Source organism: Achromobacter sp. NCFB-sbj8-Ac1-l (assembly GCF_052695805.1).
This window is the reverse complement of the sequence record NZ_CP199812.1, coordinates 4,282,950-4,301,983: the sequence shown is the minus strand read 5'-3', so window position 1 is coordinate 4,301,983 and position 19,034 is coordinate 4,282,950. Positions and strand designations below refer to the sequence as shown.

General features: G+C 65.2%; 20 protein-coding genes. 9 read left to right on the top strand and 11 right to left on the bottom strand.

Annotation, left to right across the window (positions count from 1 at the left end):
• Nucleotide 1: 1 nt before the first annotated feature.
• The 4 genes from ACUDP5_RS19785 to pdxK all read left to right on the top strand — a co-directional run bounded on the left by ACUDP5_RS19785 (nucleotide 2) and on the right by pdxK (nucleotide 4,802).
• Nucleotides 2-448: a hypothetical protein gene (locus ACUDP5_RS19785; RefSeq protein WP_445656980.1), complete on the top strand. Its 447-nt coding sequence runs from the start codon at nucleotides 2-4 to the stop codon at nucleotides 446-448.
• A 207-nt stretch (nucleotides 449-655) separates the two neighbouring features.
• Nucleotides 656-3,283, top strand: coding sequence for a hemagglutinin repeat-containing protein (locus ACUDP5_RS19780; protein ID WP_445656979.1), 2,628 nt, complete (start codon nucleotides 656-658; stop codon nucleotides 3,281-3,283).
• Nucleotides 3,283-3,615 carry an Imm45 family immunity protein gene (gene imm45 / locus ACUDP5_RS19775; RefSeq protein ID WP_445656978.1) on the top strand — a complete coding sequence of 111 codons (333 nt, stop codon included), beginning with the start codon at nucleotides 3,283-3,285 and terminating at the stop codon, nucleotides 3,613-3,615. The genes ACUDP5_RS19780 and imm45 overlap by 1 nt, the downstream gene beginning before the upstream one ends.
• Before the next feature lie 323 nt (nucleotides 3,616-3,938).
• Nucleotides 3,939-4,802, top strand: coding sequence for a pyridoxine/pyridoxal/pyridoxamine kinase (gene pdxK / locus ACUDP5_RS19770; protein WP_263911207.1), 864 nt, complete (start codon nucleotides 3,939-3,941; stop codon nucleotides 4,800-4,802).
• 90 nt (nucleotides 4,803-4,892) lie between these two features.
• Here the strand turns inward: pdxK and cynS are convergent, their stop codons facing one another.
• The 6 genes from cynS to ACUDP5_RS19740 all read right to left on the bottom strand — a co-directional run bounded on the left by cynS (nucleotide 4,893) and on the right by ACUDP5_RS19740 (nucleotide 10,272).
• Complete coding sequence (gene cynS / locus ACUDP5_RS19765; RefSeq protein ID WP_263911223.1) at nucleotides 4,893-5,336, bottom strand: cyanase; 444 nt, start codon at nucleotides 5,334-5,336, stop codon at nucleotides 4,893-4,895.
• Nucleotides 5,337-5,345: 9 nt separating this feature from the next.
• Complete coding sequence (locus ACUDP5_RS19760) at nucleotides 5,346-6,140, bottom strand: ABC transporter ATP-binding protein (RefSeq protein WP_445656977.1); 795 nt, start codon at nucleotides 6,138-6,140, stop codon at nucleotides 5,346-5,348.
• Nucleotides 6,141-6,142: 2 nt separating this feature from the next.
• Entirely contained in the window at nucleotides 6,143-6,985 is an 843-nt protein-coding gene (gene ntrB, locus ACUDP5_RS19755; protein WP_445656976.1) for a nitrate ABC transporter permease, read from the bottom strand.
• Entirely contained in the window at nucleotides 6,985-8,346 is a 1,362-nt protein-coding gene (locus ACUDP5_RS19750; protein WP_445656975.1) for a CmpA/NrtA family ABC transporter substrate-binding protein, read from the bottom strand. The genes ntrB and ACUDP5_RS19750 overlap by 1 nt, the downstream gene beginning before the upstream one ends.
• Nucleotides 8,347-8,479: 133 nt before the next feature.
• Nucleotides 8,480-9,118, bottom strand: coding sequence for a response regulator (locus ACUDP5_RS19745; protein WP_263911202.1), 639 nt, complete (start codon nucleotides 9,116-9,118; stop codon nucleotides 8,480-8,482).
• Entirely contained in the window at nucleotides 9,109-10,272 is a 1,164-nt protein-coding gene (locus tag ACUDP5_RS19740; RefSeq protein ID WP_263911200.1) for a PAS domain-containing sensor histidine kinase, read from the bottom strand. Before ACUDP5_RS19740 ends, ACUDP5_RS19745 begins: the two co-directional genes overlap by 10 nt.
• A gap of 191 nt (nucleotides 10,273-10,463) precedes the next feature.
• On the opposite strand from ACUDP5_RS19740, the gene ACUDP5_RS19735 reads away from it, so the two are divergent.
• Nucleotides 10,464-11,387, top strand: a complete 924-nt coding sequence (locus ACUDP5_RS19735; RefSeq protein ID WP_025135666.1) for an ABC transporter ATP-binding protein — start codon at nucleotides 10,464-10,466, stop codon at nucleotides 11,385-11,387.
• Nucleotides 11,384-12,145 carry an ABC transporter permease gene (locus ACUDP5_RS19730; protein ID WP_025135667.1) on the top strand — a complete coding sequence of 254 codons (762 nt, stop codon included), beginning with the start codon at nucleotides 11,384-11,386 and terminating at the stop codon, nucleotides 12,143-12,145. The genes ACUDP5_RS19735 and ACUDP5_RS19730 overlap by 4 nt, the downstream gene beginning before the upstream one ends.
• Before the next feature lie 131 nt (nucleotides 12,146-12,276).
• On the opposite strand, the gene ACUDP5_RS19725 is transcribed toward ACUDP5_RS19730, so the two are convergent.
• The 4 genes from ACUDP5_RS19725 to ACUDP5_RS19710 form a co-directional block, all read right to left on the bottom strand.
• Nucleotides 12,277-12,981, bottom strand: a complete 705-nt coding sequence (locus ACUDP5_RS19725; protein ID WP_445656974.1) for a glutathione S-transferase family protein — start codon at nucleotides 12,979-12,981, stop codon at nucleotides 12,277-12,279.
• A 149-nt stretch (nucleotides 12,982-13,130) separates the two neighbouring features.
• Entirely contained in the window at nucleotides 13,131-13,535 is a 405-nt protein-coding gene (locus ACUDP5_RS19720) for a DUF4168 domain-containing protein (protein ID WP_025135669.1), read from the bottom strand.
• 230 nt (nucleotides 13,536-13,765) lie between these two features.
• Nucleotides 13,766-14,563 carry a 4'-phosphopantetheinyl transferase family protein gene (locus tag ACUDP5_RS19715; RefSeq protein ID WP_445656973.1) on the bottom strand — a complete coding sequence of 266 codons (798 nt, stop codon included), beginning with the start codon at nucleotides 14,561-14,563 and terminating at the stop codon, nucleotides 13,766-13,768.
• A 120-nt stretch (nucleotides 14,564-14,683) separates the two neighbouring features.
• Nucleotides 14,684-15,499, bottom strand: a complete 816-nt coding sequence (locus ACUDP5_RS19710) for a sulfite exporter TauE/SafE family protein (protein WP_445656972.1) — start codon at nucleotides 15,497-15,499, stop codon at nucleotides 14,684-14,686.
• A gap of 102 nt (nucleotides 15,500-15,601) precedes the next feature.
• On the opposite strand from ACUDP5_RS19710, the gene ACUDP5_RS19705 reads away from it, so the two are divergent.
• Nucleotides 15,602-16,369, top strand: a complete 768-nt coding sequence (locus tag ACUDP5_RS19705; protein ID WP_445656971.1) for an AraC family transcriptional regulator — start codon at nucleotides 15,602-15,604, stop codon at nucleotides 16,367-16,369.
• A 130-nt stretch (nucleotides 16,370-16,499) separates the two neighbouring features.
• Nucleotides 16,500-17,684 carry an FAD-dependent oxidoreductase gene (locus ACUDP5_RS19700; RefSeq protein WP_445656970.1) on the top strand — a complete coding sequence of 395 codons (1,185 nt, stop codon included), beginning with the start codon at nucleotides 16,500-16,502 and terminating at the stop codon, nucleotides 17,682-17,684.
• A 49-nt stretch (nucleotides 17,685-17,733) separates the two neighbouring features.
• On the opposite strand, the gene trhA is transcribed toward ACUDP5_RS19700, so the two are convergent.
• Entirely contained in the window at nucleotides 17,734-18,378 is a 645-nt protein-coding gene (trhA, locus tag ACUDP5_RS19695) for a PAQR family membrane homeostasis protein TrhA (protein ID WP_445656969.1), read from the bottom strand.
• A gap of 282 nt (nucleotides 18,379-18,660) precedes the next feature.
• Here trhA and ACUDP5_RS19690 point away from each other — a divergent pair, with 282 nt between their 5' ends.
• Nucleotides 18,661-18,843, top strand: a complete 183-nt coding sequence (locus ACUDP5_RS19690) for a hypothetical protein (RefSeq protein ID WP_025135675.1) — start codon at nucleotides 18,661-18,663, stop codon at nucleotides 18,841-18,843.
• The last annotated feature ends 191 nt before the right edge of the window (nucleotides 18,844-19,034 follow it).

The window sequence follows — 19,034 nt, the reverse complement described above, 5'->3', positions numbered from 1 at the left end:
CATGAGTATCAGTGTCCATGATTTTTTGAAAAAAAAAATATCGACTGAACTTGAACTAAATTCTAAAAACTTCGAGATAGAAGGATGGCTGACGACGAAGGGCGGGGATTTAATTTTGATCGAAAATGAACAGATCGACGATAATTGTGTGGACGAAAATATAATAATTTCTAATTTTGAAATAATTTACGCGATAAGAGATAGGATTTTGCCTTTGGCTGGTGGAAGAAGTTTTTTGTTTCACAAAGCAAAAATAGTCGGAAAGCTGGTTGGAATTTCACCCCCTACAGTTTTTGTTGAGAAATTGCGTGTTTGTGAAAGAAATTCGAGCTTCCTTACTATTGATATAAGTAATAATTCTATTGAGAGTGGGAAAGGGAAATATGGTGACCAGCTATTAGGGAACAAGAAGCCGTATCCAGTGGATTGGCTAGATGAATTTTTGTGAAAATAAAATAAGGTGTCAGACTCTGAGGTTTCCCCACGAATTTCCCGGGAAACCTATTTCAAATCAGAGGCTTGAGGTGCAGGGCGAAGTCAAACGATTCGGGTATGAACCCCGGTGTCAGACTACGTTTTCGGCGAGCGTCTCTGGAAACGGTTGTCTGAATTGAGGTTTCTAGCCCGACCCTGAGGATTCAAGAATCCCGCGCAGATGGGGGGCATCAGCGTCAACGTCGACGTGGGCGCCAGCAGTTCCAGCCAGACCCGCAGCGGACAAAGCAGCACCGCCAGCGGCTCGGCCGTCACGGCAAACCGTGACCTGATCATCGTTGCGGCCGGCAAGGGCGCCGGGTCCAACATCACCGTATCCGGCTCGAACCTGACCGCCGGCCGCAACGTATTGCTGAACGCCCAGGGCGACATCCTGCTCACCGCCCAGCAAAACACGTCCAGCCAGAAGAGCGACGGCAAGAGCCGCAACGCCAGCATCGGCGTGGGCCTGACGGTGGGCGGCAGCCAGAATGGCTTTGCCATCAACATCGGGGCAGGGGGCAGCACCAACAAGGGCAGCGGCCAGGACAGCAGCTGGAACAACACCCATGTGGTGGCGGGCAACCGGCTCACGATCAACTCCGGCGGCGACGCCGTGCTGCGCGGCGCCCAGGCCCGCGCGGCGCAGATCGTCGCCACCGTGGGCGGCAACCTCGTCATCGAGAGCTTGCAAGACATCAGCAACTACGCCGCCCGTGACCGCAGCGGCGGCGTACAGGTCAGCCTGTGCATCCCGCCCATCTGCTACGGCGCCAGCAGCGTCAGCGGCAACTACGGCCAGACCAAGATCAACAGCCAATACGCCAGCGTCACCGAGCAGACGGGCATGTGGGCCGGCGATGGCGGTTTTCAGCTGAACGTGGGCAAGAACACGGGGTTGATTGGCGGCGTCATCGCCAGCAGCGACAAGGCGGTGGCGGACGGCAAGAATGTGCTGATCACCGGGACCTTGACCAGTCGAGACATCGAGAACCGCGCCAGCTATGAAGGGCAATCGATTCAACTCGGAGGGGGCTTCAACTTCGGTGGCGGGGGTTCGGGCGGCAAGGACGGCGGCAAAGATGGCGCTAAAGGCGCTGGCAGCAGTAATCAAAGCGCCATCGGCACCGACAACCAAGGCAACGTCGCCGGCGGCAGCAAGGCCACGCCGGGTTCCACGCTGCCCAGCTTCGATGGCCTCAGCGCCAACGTGCCCATTGCGATGGGCGCCCGCGGCGAGGCCAGCTCCACCACAAAGAGCGGCATCAGCGGCGGCACCATCGTCATTCGGGATGAGGCGGGGCAAAAGGCGCTGACGGGCCAGACCGCGGCGGAAGCGATTACCGCGTTGAACCGGGACACCAAAGACACGCTCAACGCGCTGGATCGGATCTTTGATGAGAAGGAGGTCCGGGCGGGGTTCGAGGTGACCAAGACCTTGGCGCAGGAGACGGGGACGTTCTTGGCGAATCGGGCGGCGGAGCGACAGGCGCTCGAACAGGAGCTTACCAACGAGCTCAAGAAGGGCGCTGCTACGGATGACGTCCGAGCATTCGAACTGATGTCGCAGATCGAGGATGCGCGGCTTTGGGCGCCGAATGGCGCCTATCGACAGATCATGACCGCTCTGGTTGCGGCGGCTGGCGGCAATGTCACCGGCTCAGGTGTTGAGTTTGTCCAGGCGGCAGCAGTCAACTATCTGCAGGGGCTGGGGGCATCGGGAGTCAAGAGGATCATTGCGTCGCTCGGAGATGGGCCTGGCACTGAACCAGCTCGCGCCGCGCTGCATGCGATTGTTGGATGCGCAGGCGCAGCTGGTCAGGGTGCCAGTTGCGGCGCAGGGGCGCTAGGTGCTGGTGCCGGCAGCGTTATCAATGCACTGATGGGGCCGTCCAACGGAGCAACTCCCAACGAAGTTGAAGCACGTCGCAATCTCGTGTCGAGCCTTATGGCTGGTATTGCCGCTAGTGCAGGGCTGGACCCCGCTGCGGCGAGCAATGCCGCGATATTCGAAACGGAGAACAACTGGGTCCCAGTTGTCATATTGGGCATAGAGGCAGCTTCAATTAAATGTGCCACGACTCCAACGTGTCAGCGTGTAGTTGCGCAAGTGTCAGGTGAAGTCGCCATCCTTGGTGTAAAGATGAAGGATGGAGCTGTCTATATATTGAGCGCGGCCTTGACCGGAATCGGGGCGGCGCTTAGCGACTCCCTGTTCAGCGATCTCGATGGTGTTCTCGGGCGCGATACATCCCTGCCGCCGTTGCCGGTCGACTATGGGAAGGAGCATGGGGGGGCTCTGCCTCCCAACCCTGGCTCGCAGGGCGGCGGCGTCGACCTCAGCATTCCGACATTCCCCGGCGATCTGATTCCGCCAGGCGGGACGCCTCCGACTACTGACGACGGCGGTTCACATACGGGGGGGAGTGTCACGCCGCTTCCTGATCCTGCCGGTCCTGAGCTAATTTTTAATGGCGGTGGTAGCAAGCTGCCCGATGGGCGTACTGCGGAAGAGTTTGAAAAAAGCTTGGTTGGCTTGCCTCCTGGTGAACGAGTTGCACAAATAAAGCAAATGGCCAGTCAAATTGCCTTGGCGAATGGAATGATCAAGGACAGTAGGTTGACGAAATTTAATGGTAGAGATGTGTTTCGTGGGGGGGATGGATTTCTTTATGGATTAGATACGCAGCATGGTAGATTTGAAGTTGTGGACCCAAAAAAAGGAAAACACTTGGGAGAGGTCTATTTTTCAATGAAAAAAACTAAATCAGCTGACCCCAGTGGGGGTCATGATTTGCGAGTAAATTAATGAATAAATTTGTGAAGTTGATGGATGCTCCAGGCGACGGACTATGGCATGGAAATATTCTTCGATTGAAGGCGAAGTGGCCCTACGAGAATGTTGTAGATTTCATGGTGTTTGATACTTTGGATGCGGAGAGGCCCAGCGGATTAATCGTCACTTCAGGTCATAAGGCTGGATTGATTTTGGTGCATTTTCCAGTAATTTGTTGTAATGATAACGGGAGGGGGGTTCGAAAGAAATGGTTGATTGATAATTGGGATTTGTGGGTTTATCCGGACTGTTCTGTCGACAAGGTCATGTTTTCAACAGGGTATGTGGTGGGGGAAAAAAACTAAGGCGCCTTTAAAAAAAGAAAATAAGATACCGTCTTGCCGGTCAAGCGTTTAGCTGTAGTCAAAAAAATAAGATACCGTCTTGCCCGTCAAGCGTTTAGCAGTAGTCTGGGCGGTATGGTGAGCGTGTTTTTAGTACACCGAAGCTAGTACACCGAAGCGCAGATGAGCGAGCTTTAGGAAGAACATGAGTTTGATGAAGACCAGCTTCGCGCTGAAGTCGCAAGAGGGGTGCAGAAGATGTGTGGCCTAGAATAGGGGCCACCCCCGTCGCACCCCCGGCATGTCGCCGGCCGACGATCCCGTTTCCGCCAGGAGCCCGCCGTATGACCGCCATTCCCGCTGCCCCGACCGCCGGCGCAGCGCTGCCCGCCGTGACCGCGCGGGTGGACGTGATTTCCATTCAATCCCAGGTCGTGTATGGCTACGTCGGCAACAACGCCGCCATGCCCGTGTTTCGCCAGGCGGGCCTGCGGGCCATTGCCGTGCCCACGGTCATCCTCAGCAACACGCCGCACTATCCCACCCTGCACGGCGGCGCCGTGCCGCTGGATTGGTTTCAGGGCCTGCTCAAGGGGCTGGACGAGCGCGGTGTGACCCAGGTGGCGCGCGCGGTGGTCTGCGGTTACCTGGGCCAGCCGGGCCAGGCCGATCTGCTGGCCGAGTGGCTGCCGGCGCTGCGGGCGGCCCGGCCCGATCTGCGGGTGCATATCGATCCGGTCATGGGCGATCGCAACGACGGCCTGTACGTGGATTCGGGTCTGGTGGCGCAGTACCGCAAGAAGCTGGTGCCGCACGCCGATGGCATGACGCCCAACCATTTCGAACTGGAGCAGATGGTGGGCCGGCCGCTGTCTTCTATTGACGAGGTGGCGGCGGCCGCGCGTGAATTGATCGCCGAGGGTCCGCAATGGATTGTCGTGACCAGCGCTGCGCCCATGGCGGCCGCGCCGGGCGTCTTGCAATTGGCCGTGGTGACTGACGCCGACTGCATCGTACTGACCCACCCCGAGATCGCTATCCCGCCGTCGGTGCACGGCACGGGCGATGTCTTCATGGCCGCCATCACCGCCCGGCTGCTGGCCGGCGACGCGCTGCAAGAGGCGGCACGGTCGGCCACCGCGGTGGTGACCGACGCGCTGACGCGCACACGCGAACTGGGCTGGGAAGAACTGGCGATCGAAGGCTGACGCCCGCCGTCCTTGCGGGCTGGGGGGGCCGCCCGCGGACGCCACCCGCACTTTCCGGCCCCGGGGCCGCGTCATGCGGCCCCGTCCTGCTCAATACGTCTTGTACGGCAGGAACTTGCCGCTCATCACGATCTGCACCCGGTCGCCTTTGGGGTCGGCCTCGCGCGTCAGGTCCATCTTGAAGTCGATGGCGCTCATGATGCCGTCGCCGAACTCTTCATTGATCAGCGCCTTGAAGGTGGTGCCGTAGACGTTGATCAGCTCGTAGAAGCGGTAGATCAGCGGGTCGGTCGGCACGCTGGTGGGCAGGGACCCCTTGTAGGGCACCACCTGCAGCTGCACCACGGCGTCGGCCGGCAGGTCCAGCACGCGCGCGGCGGCCAGGGCCTGTTCTTCGGTCAGCGTCATCTGGCCGAGCAGCGCGGCCGTAGTCCATTCCTTGCTCTGGCCGACGGCCTCGGCAATGGCGGCCCAGGACAGTTTCTTTTCCAGGCGGCGGGTGACGACCAGTTCGGTGACTTCGGCGCGGGACATCATGGGGGTTCACTCCTTGTGGGAAGCCTTGTCGACCAGGAAGTCGACGAGATGGTTGCGAATTTCGTAGTAGCGCGGCTCGTGGTGCAGGCTGGCGCGGGTCCGGCCGCGCGGCAGGTCCACATCGACGGATTCGGCGATGCGGGCATACGGCCCCGCGCTCATCAGCAGGATGCGGTCGGACAGCAAAATGGCTTCGTCCACGTCGTGCGTGATCATGAAGACGGTCTGGCGGGTTTCCTGGACGATGGCGCGCAGTTCGTCCTGGATGGTGCCGCGGGTCAACGCGTCCAGCGCGCCGAAGGGCTCGTCCAGCAGCAGCATCCGCGGCTGGATGGCAAAGGCCCGGGCGATGCCCACGCGCTGCTTCATGCCGCCCGACAGTTCGCACGGCTTCTTGTCGGCGGCGTGCGCCAGGCCGACCATGGCCAGGTAGCGCAGGCTGTGCTCGCGCACCTGCTCGCGGCGATAGGCCGGCCAGCGCGAACGCACGCCGAATTCCACGTTCTGCAACGCGGTCAGCCACGGCAGGAGGGCGTGCGCCTGGAACACCACGCCGCGCGCCAGGGACGGGCCGGCGATCTCGCGGCCGTCCATGATGACCACGCCTTCGCTGGCTTCGTCGATGCCCGCCAGGATGTTCAGGATGGTGGTCTTGCCGCAGCCGGAATGGCCGATCACGCAGACGAACTGGCCTTGTTCGATGTCGAAGTCGATGTGTTCGAACACGGGCGCGGCGGGCTGGCCGCGGCGGTCTGGATAGCGCTTGGCCAGCGCCTGGACTTGCAGGAAAGGGGCGCCCATGGTCATTCCCGGTAGCTGACCAGCCGCGCGGCGCGCGCCAGCAGGGTGTCCAGCAGCATGCCGATCAGCCCGATGAACAGGATGGCGCAGATGATGTTGGCGATCGACAGGTTGTTCCATTCATTCCACACGAAGTAGCCGATGCCGGTGCCGCCGATCAGCATCTCGGCGGCCACGATGACCAGCCAGGCGATGCCGACCGAAATGCGCATGCCCGTCATGATGGTGGGCGCGGCGGCCGGCAAGATCACTTGCAGGGCGGTGCGCAGCCGCGTCACTTCCAGGGTGCGCGCCACGTTCAGCCAGTCCTGCCGTACCGCGCCCACGCCGAAGGCGGTATTGACCAGCATGGGCCAGAGCGAGCAGATGAAGATCACGAAGATGGCGGACGTGTCGGCATCCTTGATGGTGTAGAGCGCCAGCGGCATCCAGGCCAGCGGCGAGATCGGCTTGAGCACCTGGATGAACGGGTCGAAGGCGCGGTACACGGTCTTGGACATGCCGATCAGGAACCCCAGCGGTATCGCGACCAGGGCCGCCAGGCCGAAGCCCGTCAGCACCCGCGCCACGGAATACGCCAACTGCACGCCGATGCCCTTGTCGTTGGGGCCGCGGTCGTAGAACGGGTCCTGCAGGTGTTGCCACAGCTTGGCGCCGACCTCGGCCGGGCCGGGAAACGGCGTCTTGGACCCGCTGGCCGCGGCGTTGCCGACCAGCGCGGCGTAGGCCGGGTCTACCGTCGCCGCGCCCGCGGCGGGGCGGGTGGCGGCGTGCCAGAGCAGCAGGAACGCCAGGAACAGCACGACGGACAGGAACGTCGCCCGCCAGGATTGCACGGCCCGCATCAGGTTCTCCGGATCTTGAAGCCGGCCAGGTAGGCCTCGGGCTGGCTCGGGTCGAACGGCTTGCCCATCACGCTGAAGGTCTTGTCGGTCTGCGCGGGCGGGGTCAGCCCGGCTTCGCGCATCAGGCGCACCGCGTCGGTGGCCAGGAACACCTCGCTGGCGACCTTCTGGTAGTCGACGTCGCCCTTGATCTGGCCCCAACGCTTCATCTGCGTCAGGATCCAGACGGCGAACGAGCCCCATGGCATGGGATCGAAATCGATGCGGGCCGGGTCCGTCAGCACCTTGCCCAGGCCGTCGGCATAGGTGCCGGTCAGCACCTGTTCGACCACGGTGACGGGCTGGTTCAGGTAGTTGGGCGCGGCGATGGCGGTGGCGATTTCCTTGCGGTTCGCCGGGTTGCGGGCGTAGGCGGTGGCCTCGATGATGGCCTTGAGCAGCGCCTGGTAGGTATTGGGCTGGGTGGTCACGAATTCCCGGCTGGCCGAAAACGCGCAGCACGGATGGCCGTCCCAGATCGCCTTGGACAGCGTGTGGATGAAGCCCACGCCGTCGTACACCGCGCGCTGGTTGACCGGGTCCGGGGCCAGGAAGCCGTCGATATTGTCGGCCCGCAGGTTGGCCACCATCTCGGGCGGCGGCACCGAGCGGATCTGCACGTCGGTGTCGGGGTCCAGCCCGTGTTCGGCCAGGTAGTAGCGCAACAGGTAGTTGTGCATCGAATAGTCGAACGGCACGGCGAACTTGAAGCCTTTCCAGTCCTTCGGGTCGCGCCGGTCCTTGTGCTTCATCGAGAGCGTGATGGCCTGGCCGTTGATGTTCTCGACGGCGGGCATGGTCCAGGGCACCGCGCGGCTGGCGCCCACGCCCAGCGAAATGGCCAGCGGCATCGGCGACAGCATGTGGGCGGCGTCGTATTCGCCGGACATGGCCTTGTCGCGGATCAGCGCCCAGCCGGCCGTCTTCACCACTTCCACGTCCAGCCCCTGCTTGCCGTAAAAACCCATGGGGTGCGCCATGATGATGGGCGTGGCGCAGGTGATGGGAATGAAGCCGACCTTCAGCTTCTGTTTTTCCAGCGGCCCGGTCGATTGCGCAAAGGCTTCCTTGGCGGCGGCCAGCGGGAACAGCGATGCGACGGCGGCCAGGGCCGTGCCGCTGCCGACGGCGCGCAGGAAGCGGCGGCGCAGCGCGTCCTGCGGGAACAGGGCGCGCATCACGGCGTTTTCAACGGCGCTGTCCGAGGCCGCGTCCAGCGCCACGCCGCCCTGGGCGCGCGCGTGCTCGGCCTGGGACGCATGGCGGCCGCAGCCGCAGGCCAGGCGGCTGCCGGGGTCGAACGGATTGCTGAACAGGGACATGGAAGCCTCCGGAATGGGGAAGGCCTTCATCTTGGCGCCGGCCGCGGGCGGCCGGTATCGCCGGTTCAACCATATGCGTGTAGGGCGATCACTACACGGTGCGCGGCCTGCGCCAGGGCGGTGCGCGAACGCGTCAGCGGGCACCCAGCTGGTGCGTGTTGGCGTAGGCCACCAGCTCCACCAGCGTGCGCACGCCCAGCTTCTCGAAGATGCGGGCGCGATAGGTCGAAATGGTGTTCACCGACAGCGCCAGCTGCTCGCCGATGGCCGAGACCGATTTGCCGGCCACCAGCAGTTGCAGCACCTGGAATTCGCGGTTGGACAGCAGTTCGTGCGGCGGCCGGGTGCTGTCCTGGCGCACTGTGTGCGCCAGCAGTTCGGCCACGGTGGGGGTCACGTACATCCTGCCGGCGGCGGCGTTCACCAGGGCGGCGAGCAATTCGTCGGGGTCGCAGCCCTTGTTCAGGTAGGCGTGGGCGCCGGCCCGCAGCGCCCGCACCGCGAACTGGGATTCCGGGTAGACGGACAGCATCACCACGCCCAGCGCGGGGTAGTCGGCGCGCACGGTCTTGAGCACGTCCAGGCCGTCGCGTTCGCCCAGCGCCACGTCCAGCACCAGGGCGTCGTAGCGGCCTTGGCGCAGCGCGCGCAGGGCGGACGGGGCATCGGCGGCCTCGTCCACCCGGCCCACGCGCGGGTCTTCCAGCAGGATGCGGGCCAGGCCGCGGCGGATGATGAGGTGATCGTCGACGATCAGCAGGTTCAGGGCCATGGCGTCGTTTCTCGGGCGGCGGGCGGGTTCAGGCGCAGGCGGGCGCGCATGCCGGCGCCGGGGGCGCTGTCCAGCACCAGGTCGCCGCCGATGGCGCGCGCCCGTTCGCGCATGCCCAGGATGCCGAAGGTCTGGCGCGTTTCAGGCAGTTGCATGCCCACGCCGTCGTCTTCCACGGCCAGCAGCAGGCCGCCTTCGCCCCAGGTGGCGCTGACGCTGACGCTGCGCGCCCGCGCATGGCGCTGCACATTGGTCAGCAGTTCCTGCACGATGCGGTACACGGCGATTTCGGCGGCGGGGGCCAGGCGGCGGCTTTCGGTGTCGGGCGGGCACAGGTAACGGCATTGCAGCCCGCTGCGCGCCTGCAGGTCCTGCAGCAGGGTTTCCAGCGCGGCCCACAGACCCAGGTGATCCAGCACCACGGGGCGCAGGTCGTTCAGGATGCGGCGGGTGGCGTCCATGGCCGTCTGCGTCACGTCCAGCATGCGGTCCAGGTGGGCTTGCAGCGGCGGCTGCGCGGCCAGTTGCCGGCGCAGCCAGTTCAGGTCCAGCTGCAAGGCGGTGAATGACGCGCCCAGGTCGTCGTGGATGTTGCGGGCAATATGGGCGCGTTCTTCTTCGCGCAGCGTGCTCAGGTGCGAGGACAGGCTGCGCAGCGACTCATGCGCGGCGCTCAGTTCGGCGGTGCGCGCCGCGACCCGGGCTTCGAGCAGCGCCCGGGTGCCGTGCAGCTCGCGTTCGATGCGTTTGCGCGCGGTGATGTCCGAAAACGTCACCACCGCGCCCACCACGTCGTCGTCGTTGCGGATGGGATAGGACGCGTACTGGGCGTCAAAGCACGAGCCGTCGCGCCGCCACAGCACTTCGTCGTCCACGCGTTCGCCGCGGCCGTCGCGAAACGCCTTGAAGATGCGGCAGTCGTGCACCGGCATCAGCGTGCGGTCGGCATGGGAATGGTGGATCAGGTAATGCATGTTGCGCCCCACCACCTCGTCCGGGGTGTAGCCCAGCATCCCGGCGCCCGCGCCGTTGATGAAGATGCAGCGCCCGCGCAGGTCGATGCCGTAGATGCCTTCCCCGGCGGATTCCAGCAGCATTTCCAGCTGGCGCCGCCAGGCGGCGTGGTGCGACAGGTGTTTCAGGTCCGCGAACATATCGATTCACCGGGCGCCAGGCAGCCCGGTCCCCTGGTTTGGGGCTGTCTGCCCCTTTTTGTGTGCACAAGAGTGTAAGGCAGCCCGGGGCGGTCTATCGCGTTTATCAAACACACCGTTCCATTTGGGCGAACAAGCCCGCCGGGCCGGGCGGGTAAAATCCAGGGTTATCCATCATGCTGGGAGCCAGAGTGCAGCCGGTCATTTCAGTACAGGGTCTATCGAAACGGTACGCCTCGGGGTTCCAGGCGCTCAAAAGCGTCGACCTGGACATCCAGCGCGGCGAGATCTTCGCGCTGCTCGGGCCGAACGGCGCGGGCAAGACCACCCTTATCAGCATCATCTGCGGCATCGTCAACCCGACCGAAGGCCGGGTGCTGGCTGACGGCCACGATATCGTGTCGCAGTATCGCGCCGCCCGCGCCGCCATCGGCCTGGTGCCCCAGGAAATCTCCACCGACGCCTTCGAAAGCGTCTGGAACACGGTCACCTTCAGCCGCGGCCTGTTCGGCAAGCCGGCCAACCCCGCCTACATTGAAAAGGTGCTGCGCGATCTGTCGCTGTGGGACAAGAAAGACAGCCGCATCATGGCCCTGTCCGGCGGCATGAAGCGCCGCGTCATGATCGCCAAGGCGCTGTCGCACGAGCCCAAGATCCTGTTCCTGGACGAGCCCACCGCCGGCGTCGACGTCGAACTGCGGCGCGGTATGTGGGAAATGGTGCGGCGCCTGCGCGAAAGCGGCGTCACCATCATCCTCACCACCCACTACATCGAAGAAGCCCAGGAAATGGCCGACCGCATCGGCGTGATCCGCAAGGGCGAGATCATCCTGGTCGAAGAAAAGAACGAGCTCATGGCCAAGCTGGGCAAGCGCCGCCTGACCCTGACGCTCAAGGCGCCGCTGCCGGGTATTCCCACGGCGCTCGATGCCTTCCAGCTGGACCTGTCCGACAACGGCCACAAGCTGGTCTACACCTACGACAACCACGGCGGCGGTGAAATCTCGGCCTTGCTGCGCCACCTGAGCGAACTTGGCATCGAATTCACCGACCTCAATTCTTCCGAAAGCTCGCTCGAGGAAATCTTCGTCAGCCTGGTGACCGCCCAATCATGAATTTCTACGCAATCCGCGCCATCTATCTGTTTGAAATGGCCCGCGCCTGGCGCACGCTGATGCAAAGCGTGCTGTCGCCGGTGATTTCCACGTCGCTGTACTTCGTGGTGTTCGGTTCGGCCATCGGCTCGCACATGGTCGACATCGACGGGGTCAGCTACGGCGCCTACATCGTGCCCGGCATGATCATGCTGTCGCTGCTGACGCAAAGCATCGCCAACGCCTCGTTCGGCATCTACATGCCGCGCTTTTCCGGCACCATCTACGAGATCCACTCCGCGCCGATCTCGTATATGGAGATCGTGGCCGGCTACGTGGGGGCGGCGGCCAGCAAGTCCATCATCCTGGGGCTGATCATGCTGGCCACGGCCCGCCTGTTCGTCTCGTTCGAGATCGTGCATCCGTTCTGGATGCTGGGCTTTCTGGTGCTCACCGCCGTCACTTTCAGCCTGTTCGGCTTCATCATCGGCATCTGGGCCGACGGCTTCGAGAAACTGCAGATCATCCCGCTCATGATCATCACGCCGCTCACCTTCCTGGGCGGCACCTTCTATTCCATCAAGATGCTGCCGCCGTTCTGGCAGACCGCCACGCTGTTCAACCCGGTGGTCTACCTGGTCAGCGGCTTTCGCTGGGCGTTCTACGGTGTGTCGGACGTCAGCGCCAGCGTCAGCGTTGGCATGACGCTGGTGTTCCTGGTGGTGTGCATGATCGCGGTGCGCTGGATCTTCAAGACGGGTTATCGCTTGAAGACCTGATGGGACAGGGCGCGGTCTTCGGGACCGCGCGGAAATGACGGGCGCGCCGCATACCGGGCGCAACCCGGACCCGACATGCAAAGGGCGCCGTCAATGGCGCCCTTTGCATGTCGGCGGGTGGTTCCGGTGCCTTATTCCGGTCCGGCCGCCGTCGGCGCATTGCGCGCCAGGCCGCCGTGGGCGTCCAGCAGGCGCTCGCGCCAGGCGTGCACCGGGTCGTCTTCGGCCAGCAGTTCCAGCGCGCTGGTGCAGCGCGCCCACATGAACATGCCGAACACGGCGTAGTCCGCATAGGCGGGCTGCGCGCCGGCCAGGAATGGCTGGCGCGCCAGCAGCTGCCGCAGCGGCAGCAGCGCGGCGCGCAAGGCGGCGATCTGGTCCGCGTAGCCGGCCGGCAGGTCTTCCAGGCGGCCGAAGCGCTTCTCGCGCGTGGTGCGGAAGTAGTCCTTGTCTTCGTCGCGGATCAATCCGTGAATCTCGGGCAGCAGCAGGCGCGCCAGCACCGGCACCAGGGTGGTGTCGGACCAGCCATTGACGAACAGGCTGAGCGCGCGGCCGGTGTCTCCGCCAAACAGCGAGGGCCGTTCGGGAAACGTGTCTTCGAGGTAGCAGGCGATCTGCCAGGAATCGCTGACCACGTGCGGCTCGTGCACCAGCACCGGCACCAGCTTCTGGCCAGAGAACGCGATGGCTTCCTTTTCGGTGAAGTGCCACGGCACGGTGCGGGCCGTCAGGCCTTTGTGCGCCAGCGCCATGTGCGTCTTCCAGCAGTGCGGGGAAAAGCGCAGCGTCGGGTCGGCGCCGGCCAGGTCATACAGGGTGAGTTCCGGGGTCAAGGCGGGGGCTCCTGGGTGGTCCTGCGAGAGGTCTGCCTAGGATAACCCCGGCCCGGGCCCATTGCATTGGGCGACGCCATCGGGCTGCTGCGTGGGCGCCATGCGCCGGTCCCATGCACCGGCCCGATGCCGCGGCGTGGTGCGAAAGCCTATTGCACCGCCGCGCCGGCCTTGCCCATGCTCATCAGCCGCTGCTTGAGCTGCGGATCCTGCTGCACGGCGCGGCCGATGCCGTTGAATTCCTCGACGGACAGGCCGTCGGCCTGCACCAGCTTGACCATCTTGGCGTCGGCTTCCTGGACGATCTTCTGCTTGGCCGCGTCGCTCTTGGCGGCTTCGACCTTGGGCCGGTATTCGTCCACCACGCCCGACACCTTCTGCGACGCCGACGCGAAGCGCTGCAATTGCTGGTCGGACGGCTGCACGGCCGGGGGCGCGGCTTGAGTCTGCGGCGGGGTCTGGGTGGCCGGGGCGTTTTGCGCCAGGGCAGGGGCACCGGACAACGCGGCCGCCGCGAGCACGGCCGATAGGATTGCGGTCTTGGAACGCTGCATGAAAAATCCTCCTTAGTGTTAACAGGCCCTTTTCCGGGTAAGTGTCTGGCCATGATGACAACCGGTCCGGGGAGGGTTCAAGTTTCGCAATGTGTTTTCCTGTGTCGGCGGACCACAGTGCTGCGGGGTCTGCACGGGGGAAGCGCCCCGGGCGCGCCGTGGAAACGTTTTACCCGCAACTTCGTGACATTGGGAAAGCGGATCGCAGGGCAGATGTCGGCTGCGCGGCCCTACGGCGCCAATTGCACCGCCGTGTACACGTGTCCCTGGCCGTAGCGATAGCCGCAATGAAACGACTGGCCACGCCGGAAATCCGGCCCGGCGTCGCGCTGCAAGCGCAACACCAGCCGTTGCGCGGATACGTCCGCGTGCATCACGGCCAGGTCGCCGAATTCCAACGGGTAGCGCGTCAGCGGGAATTGGCACTTGTAGAACGCTTCCTTGGCCGAGAACACCAGCGTGGCCCAGTCCGCGCGGGGCAGCGCATTGCCGACCAGCGCGCGTTCTTCCGGCAGCATGCAGACGGATTCGATGGCTTCCAGTTCGTCGGCATTGGCGATGGCTTCCAGGTCGATGCCCAGGCCGCGCGTGTCTTCGTGGCGGCCCACGGCCACCGCCAGCAACTGCCGGCTGTGGCTGATCGAACCTGTGAAACCGTCGGGCCAGACTGGCGCGCGGTCTGCGTCGGTGCCTACCTGTAGCGTCTGCGCGCCTAACCCCGCCAGCAGCGTGGCGGCCAGGTCGCGTCCGGCCTGGTATTCGGCGTGGCGGCGTTGCGCGGCAGGGGCGGGGGCGACGCCGGTGGCGTCGGTATGGGCTGCCCCGATATTGGCCGCCTCAGCATAGGCCGCCCCAGCATGGGCTGCCCCAGCATGGGCTGCCCCAGCATGGGCTGCCCCGACATAGGCCGGCTCAACTTCCACCGACAGCCGCAGCACGCGCTGGGCGATGCGGCCGGTCAGGACGAAAGGCGCGTAGGCGTCGGGTAGCGGATTCACGGTGTCGGGGGCAGGGGAAAATCGATGCACCGAGGTCCCTGGAGTCGATGTGACAGGGGGCATGGCGCGGGCAATCGCGACAGGCCGCCAGTCCATCTGGACGGGCCGCGACGCGCAGCCACGATCATAGGCCATCAGGCCCGGCCGATCCTACGCCAGCACCATGCTCACCATCACCAAAACCAACAGCAGCACATACACGCGGGCATGCAGCCGGTCCGGAATACGCGGAATCAGCGGCGCCGCCAGCCGGATGCCCACCAGCGAGCCTAGCGCCAGCGCGGCGAATGCCAGCAGGTCGACATAGCCGACGATCCACGGCGCCAGCGGCGCGGCCAGTTCGCGCGCCGCCGCCATGTAGGCCAGCGTGCCCACGATGGCCACGGGCAGCGTCAGCGGGTTGGCCATGGCCGCGGCCTTGGCCATGGGCAGGCCGCGGCGGCGCAGGAGCGGCACCGTCATCACGCTGCCGCCTACGCCCAGGAACGTGGCGATTGCGCCGATCACCACGCCGCCGCCCACGATCACCCCCTGGCCCAGCGGCCGCGCATCCTGCGTGTCCGTCTGCGCCATGAAGCCCTGGCGCAGCAGGCAGTCCAGGATCGTGACGCCCAGGTAGGCAATGAAGGCGTAGCGCACCAGGTCGCCACTGGCCGACGTGGCGGCCCACGCGCCCACCAGCGCACCCACGCCGATGAAGGCGGCCAGCGGCCACACATAGGCGCGCACGATGTTGCCGTTGCGCTGGTGCTTGCGGGTGGCGGCAATGGAATTGACGATCATCACGCAGGTGGATGTCGCCACCGCGATGTGCATCGCCGCCTGGCCAATGGCGTCCTGGGCGCCATGGGTGGCCGTCAGCACGCCGTACAGCACCGGCACCACCACGAAGCCGCCGCCAAAGCCGAACAGCACCGTGGTCACGCCACTCAGGGCGCCGAACAGCGCCAACACCACATACAGCATGTCATGCATCCTTGATGGGAAAACATCACGATAGGCCGGCGGGCGATGGCCTGCTTTCGAGGATTGGACAATAATGTTCGTGTTTCGGCCAACCGCCCGCCCATGCGCAATACCCACATCGACCTGCACGACCGTCTGGACCGCACGGTTGTCGCCATCGGCAACGACTACCCGCCCGGCCATCTGCTGCCGGCGCACTCGCATCGACGTGCGCAGTTGCTGTATGGCGCCACCGGCGTCATGCACGTGGTCACGCGCGACGGCAACTGGGTGGTGCCGCCGCAGCGCGCGGTCTGGATCCCGGCCGGCGTGGCGCACCAGGTCCGCATGCAGGACGTCAGTACCCGCAGCGCCTACATCGAGCCAGGCGCCGTGCGCACCGCCAGCACGGCCTGCGAAGTGGTGGACGTGTCGCCGCTGCTGCGCCAATTGCTGCTCGAAGCCGTCGACATGCCGCCGCGCTACGATCTGGCGGGTCGCGACGGTGCGCTGGCCACGCTGCTGCTGCACGAGGTGGATCGCGCTGCCGTGCTGCCGCTGCACATTCCGCTGCCGCCCGACAAGCGCCTGGCGCCGCTGTGCCGCGCCTTCATCGCCGCGCCCGACGTGCGCCAGACGCCCGAGGCCTGGGCCGAGCGCCTGCACATGAGCCCGCGCACCTTCAGCCGCCATTTCCGCCAGCAGACGGGCATGGCGTTTTCCGAATGGCGCCAGCGCGCCTGCGTGGTGCTGGCGCTGGCCCGGCTGGCGGCCGGCGCGCCGGTGACCGCCATCGCGCTGGATTTCGGCTACCAAAGCCCGGCCGCGTTCTCCACCATGTTCCGCCGCGTGCTGGGGCGGCCGCCCACGAGTTACCTGCGGGCGGAGTAGGGGCAACACAGGGCAGGGACGCCTGCGACGCGCAGCAAGCTTGCATGACGGCAGTCCAGGGAAGCCACTTCCGGCAAAGGTTGCGCGCGTTGGTACTATGCCCGCACTTTCCCTACACGGCGCCGCGTTCATGTCCCCCACGCCTTCCCCGCTTTCCATCGGCATCGCCGGCGCCGGCAGTGCCGGCCTGGCCACCGCGCTGGCCCTGGCCCGCGCCGGGCATCGCGTGCAGGTCTTCGAAAAGCACCAGGGCTTCACCACCCTGGGCGCGGGCCTCTTGCTGCAGCCGCCCGGCGTGCGCGGCTTGCAGGCGCTGGGGGTGGATATCGCGGCGCTGAACGTCGGCGCGCCCATCGACCGGCTGCTGGGCCTGTCGCATCGCGGCTGGCGCGTGGTGGATATCGATTATGTGGGCGACGGCGCTCGCGCCGTCAACCGCGCCGCGCTGGGCGGCGTGCTGTTCGATGCCGCCCAACGCGCCGGCGCGCAGTTTTCCTTCGGCTGTCCGGTGCAACGCCTGGACACCGAGCAGGGCCGCGCCCGCGTGCGCCACGCAGGCGGCGAATCGACCTTCGACCTGTTCGTGGTGGCCGACGGCGCTGCGTCCGCGCTGCGCGAACAGGTGGGGCTGGCGGCCCGCTCAAGCGTCTATCGCTGGGGCGCGCTGTGGGGCCAGTTCTGGGTGCCAGAATGGGCCGGCGCCTCGCAACTGCTGCAACGCTTTGCCGGCACCCGCGAAATGATGGGCTTGCTGCCGACCGACCTGGGGCCGCAGGGCGTGCGCCTGTCGCTCTTCTGGAGCATCCGCCACGACGCCTTGCCGGCCTGGCGCGCCGCGCCCATTGCCGCCTGGAAAGCCCGTCTGTTGCAGCTTTGGCCCGAGGCCGAGCCGGTGGTCAGCCAGGTCACCGCCCACGATGACCTGGCGGTGGCGACCTACCGCCACAGCTGGCCTCTCGCCCTGGCCAGCGGCCCCTACTGCGCGGCGGGCGATGCCGCCCACGCCATGAGCCCGCAACTAGGGCTGGGCACCACGCTGGCGGTGCTGGACGCACTGGCGCTGGCGCGGGCGGTCGACCAGCACGGCGCCGCGGACGGCCCCGCCCAATACGCGCGCAGCCGCCTCACGCCGTCACGCCTGTACCAGACCCTGAGCCGCGCGCTGACCCCATGTTTTCAGGCGTCAGGCCCCGGCCTGTGGCGCGACCTGGCCTTCGCCGGCAGCCTGCTGATACCCGGCATGCGCAGCCTGATGAAACGCGGCCTGCTCGCCATGCCTGAACCGGGGGCGGCGCGGCGTTCATCGCGGGCGTAAAAAAGCACCCGCTCGGGGTGCTTGTTGGCTAGGGTGTTCCGTCGCACCCCTACGCCGCATACCAAAGCACCGCAAAGAAATGGCACACCGTGCCCGCCAGCACGAACAGGTGCCAGATGAAGTGGCTGTAGCGCCAGCGGTTGTCGAAGACGAAGAACACCACGCCGCCGGTATAGGCCAGCCCGCCTGCGACCAGCCACCACAGGCCGCCGGTGGGCACGAGTTCGAGCAGGGGTTTGACGGCGATGATGACCAGCCAGCCCATGGCCAGGTACAGCCCGGTGGACACGGCGGGGCGGTTCAGGCGCTTGCTGGCTTTGAGGCCCACCCCCAGCAGTGCCATGCCCCAGACCAGCCCGAACAGCGTCCAGCCCCACGGCCCGCGCAGGGCGCCCAGCGCGAACGGCGTGTAGGTGCCGGCAATGAGCAGGTAGATGGCCGAGTGGTCCAGCACGTTGAACAGGCGCTTGGCGCGGTTGTCGGGCAGCGCGTGGTAGATGGTGGACGCCAGGTACAGCAGGCACATGGTGGCGGCGAACACTGCGGCGCCTGCGATGAAGGCCGCGTCGCCCTGGCGCACGGCCGCGACGATCAGGATGGGGGCGGCGGCCAGCGCGCCGGCCGCGCCCAGGCCGTGGCTGATGGTGTTGGCGATTTCTTCGCCCAGGGTCTGGCGGCGGTCGTTCGGGAACATGGTTTGCTGAAGGGAAAGGCAGGAAGTGAAGATCAGGGTTTCTACCATAGGCGTTTTGGGCCACCGCCTCAAGCGGAATGGGTCCGAAGACGCGCCTGCCTTGATCTGGTGCAAGCGCGCCGTCATGCCCCCGCCCGAAATGCTGCGAGGTTAAGTTACTGTGTGATACATTTCACACGCTAATCAATCTGCCCGACAGAGGCGGCGATTCAGCGGCTTACCGCGTTAACGACGGGCGACGCATCCGGCGTGCCCGCACAGACTCTTGAAGGGGAAGCACTTATGATTCCGGCAATCGGCCTGATGGTTGGGGCTTACATCGTCACGCGCATGACCGCGACGTTGACCCGGCCCGATACCAACAAAGTCGTCAAGGTGCTTTCGATTCTGACCATCGTGGTCGCACTGGTGTCCTGTCTGGACCTCCTGACCAGCAGCGCCGCGATTCAATCCGGCCGGTTCTGATCCGGCGGATTCCAGGGCATTGGCGTCCGCTCCCGCGGACGCGGCAGTCGGCGGGCCGCAGGGTGCGGCCAGGTGGTTTTCAAACGTCGTCGTGGAGTTAAAAAGAGGTTTACTGGCAGAGGCCTGACAATGGCGCGCAGTTTTACCAGCTTGTTTTTCAACGCCGCAAAGAAATTCAGCAAACTCCAGCG

What these genes read in the sequence shown, in the direction of transcription:
- ACUDP5_RS19785 (WP_445656980.1), top strand. Translation starts at nt 2, where the DNA reads ATGAGTATCAGTGTCCATGATTTTTTGAAAAAAAAAATATCGACTGAA.
- ACUDP5_RS19780 (WP_445656979.1), top strand. Translation starts at nt 656, where the DNA reads ATGGGGGGCATCAGCGTCAACGTCGACGTGGGCGCCAGCAGTTCCAGC.
- imm45 (WP_445656978.1), top strand. Translation starts at nt 3,283, where the DNA reads ATGAATAAATTTGTGAAGTTGATGGATGCTCCAGGCGACGGACTATGG.
- pdxK (WP_263911207.1), top strand. Translation starts at nt 3,939, where the DNA reads ATGACCGCCATTCCCGCTGCCCCGACCGCCGGCGCAGCGCTGCCCGCC.
- cynS (WP_263911223.1), bottom strand. Translation starts at nt 5,336, where the DNA reads ATGTCCCGCGCCGAAGTCACCGAACTGGTCGTCACCCGCCGCCTGGAA.
- ACUDP5_RS19760 (WP_445656977.1), bottom strand. Translation starts at nt 6,140, where the DNA reads ATGGGCGCCCCTTTCCTGCAAGTCCAGGCGCTGGCCAAGCGCTATCCA.
- ntrB (WP_445656976.1), bottom strand. Translation starts at nt 6,985, where the DNA reads ATGCGGGCCGTGCAATCCTGGCGGGCGACGTTCCTGTCCGTCGTGCTG.
- ACUDP5_RS19750 (WP_445656975.1), bottom strand. Translation starts at nt 8,346, where the DNA reads ATGTCCCTGTTCAGCAATCCGTTCGACCCCGGCAGCCGCCTGGCCTGC.
- ACUDP5_RS19745 (WP_263911202.1), bottom strand. Translation starts at nt 9,118, where the DNA reads ATGGCCCTGAACCTGCTGATCGTCGACGATCACCTCATCATCCGCCGC.
- ACUDP5_RS19740 (WP_263911200.1), bottom strand. Translation starts at nt 10,272, where the DNA reads ATGTTCGCGGACCTGAAACACCTGTCGCACCACGCCGCCTGGCGGCGC.
- ACUDP5_RS19730 (WP_025135667.1), top strand. Translation starts at nt 11,384, where the DNA reads ATGAATTTCTACGCAATCCGCGCCATCTATCTGTTTGAAATGGCCCGC.
- ACUDP5_RS19720 (WP_025135669.1), bottom strand. Translation starts at nt 13,535, where the DNA reads ATGCAGCGTTCCAAGACCGCAATCCTATCGGCCGTGCTCGCGGCGGCC.
- ACUDP5_RS19710 (WP_445656972.1), bottom strand. Translation starts at nt 15,499, where the DNA reads ATGCTGTATGTGGTGTTGGCGCTGTTCGGCGCCCTGAGTGGCGTGACC.
- ACUDP5_RS19705 (WP_445656971.1), top strand. Translation starts at nt 15,602, where the DNA reads ATGCGCAATACCCACATCGACCTGCACGACCGTCTGGACCGCACGGTT.
- ACUDP5_RS19700 (WP_445656970.1), top strand. Translation starts at nt 16,500, where the DNA reads ATGTCCCCCACGCCTTCCCCGCTTTCCATCGGCATCGCCGGCGCCGGC.
- trhA (WP_445656969.1), bottom strand. Translation starts at nt 18,378, where the DNA reads ATGTTCCCGAACGACCGCCGCCAGACCCTGGGCGAAGAAATCGCCAAC.
- ACUDP5_RS19690 (WP_025135675.1), top strand. Translation starts at nt 18,661, where the DNA reads ATGATTCCGGCAATCGGCCTGATGGTTGGGGCTTACATCGTCACGCGC.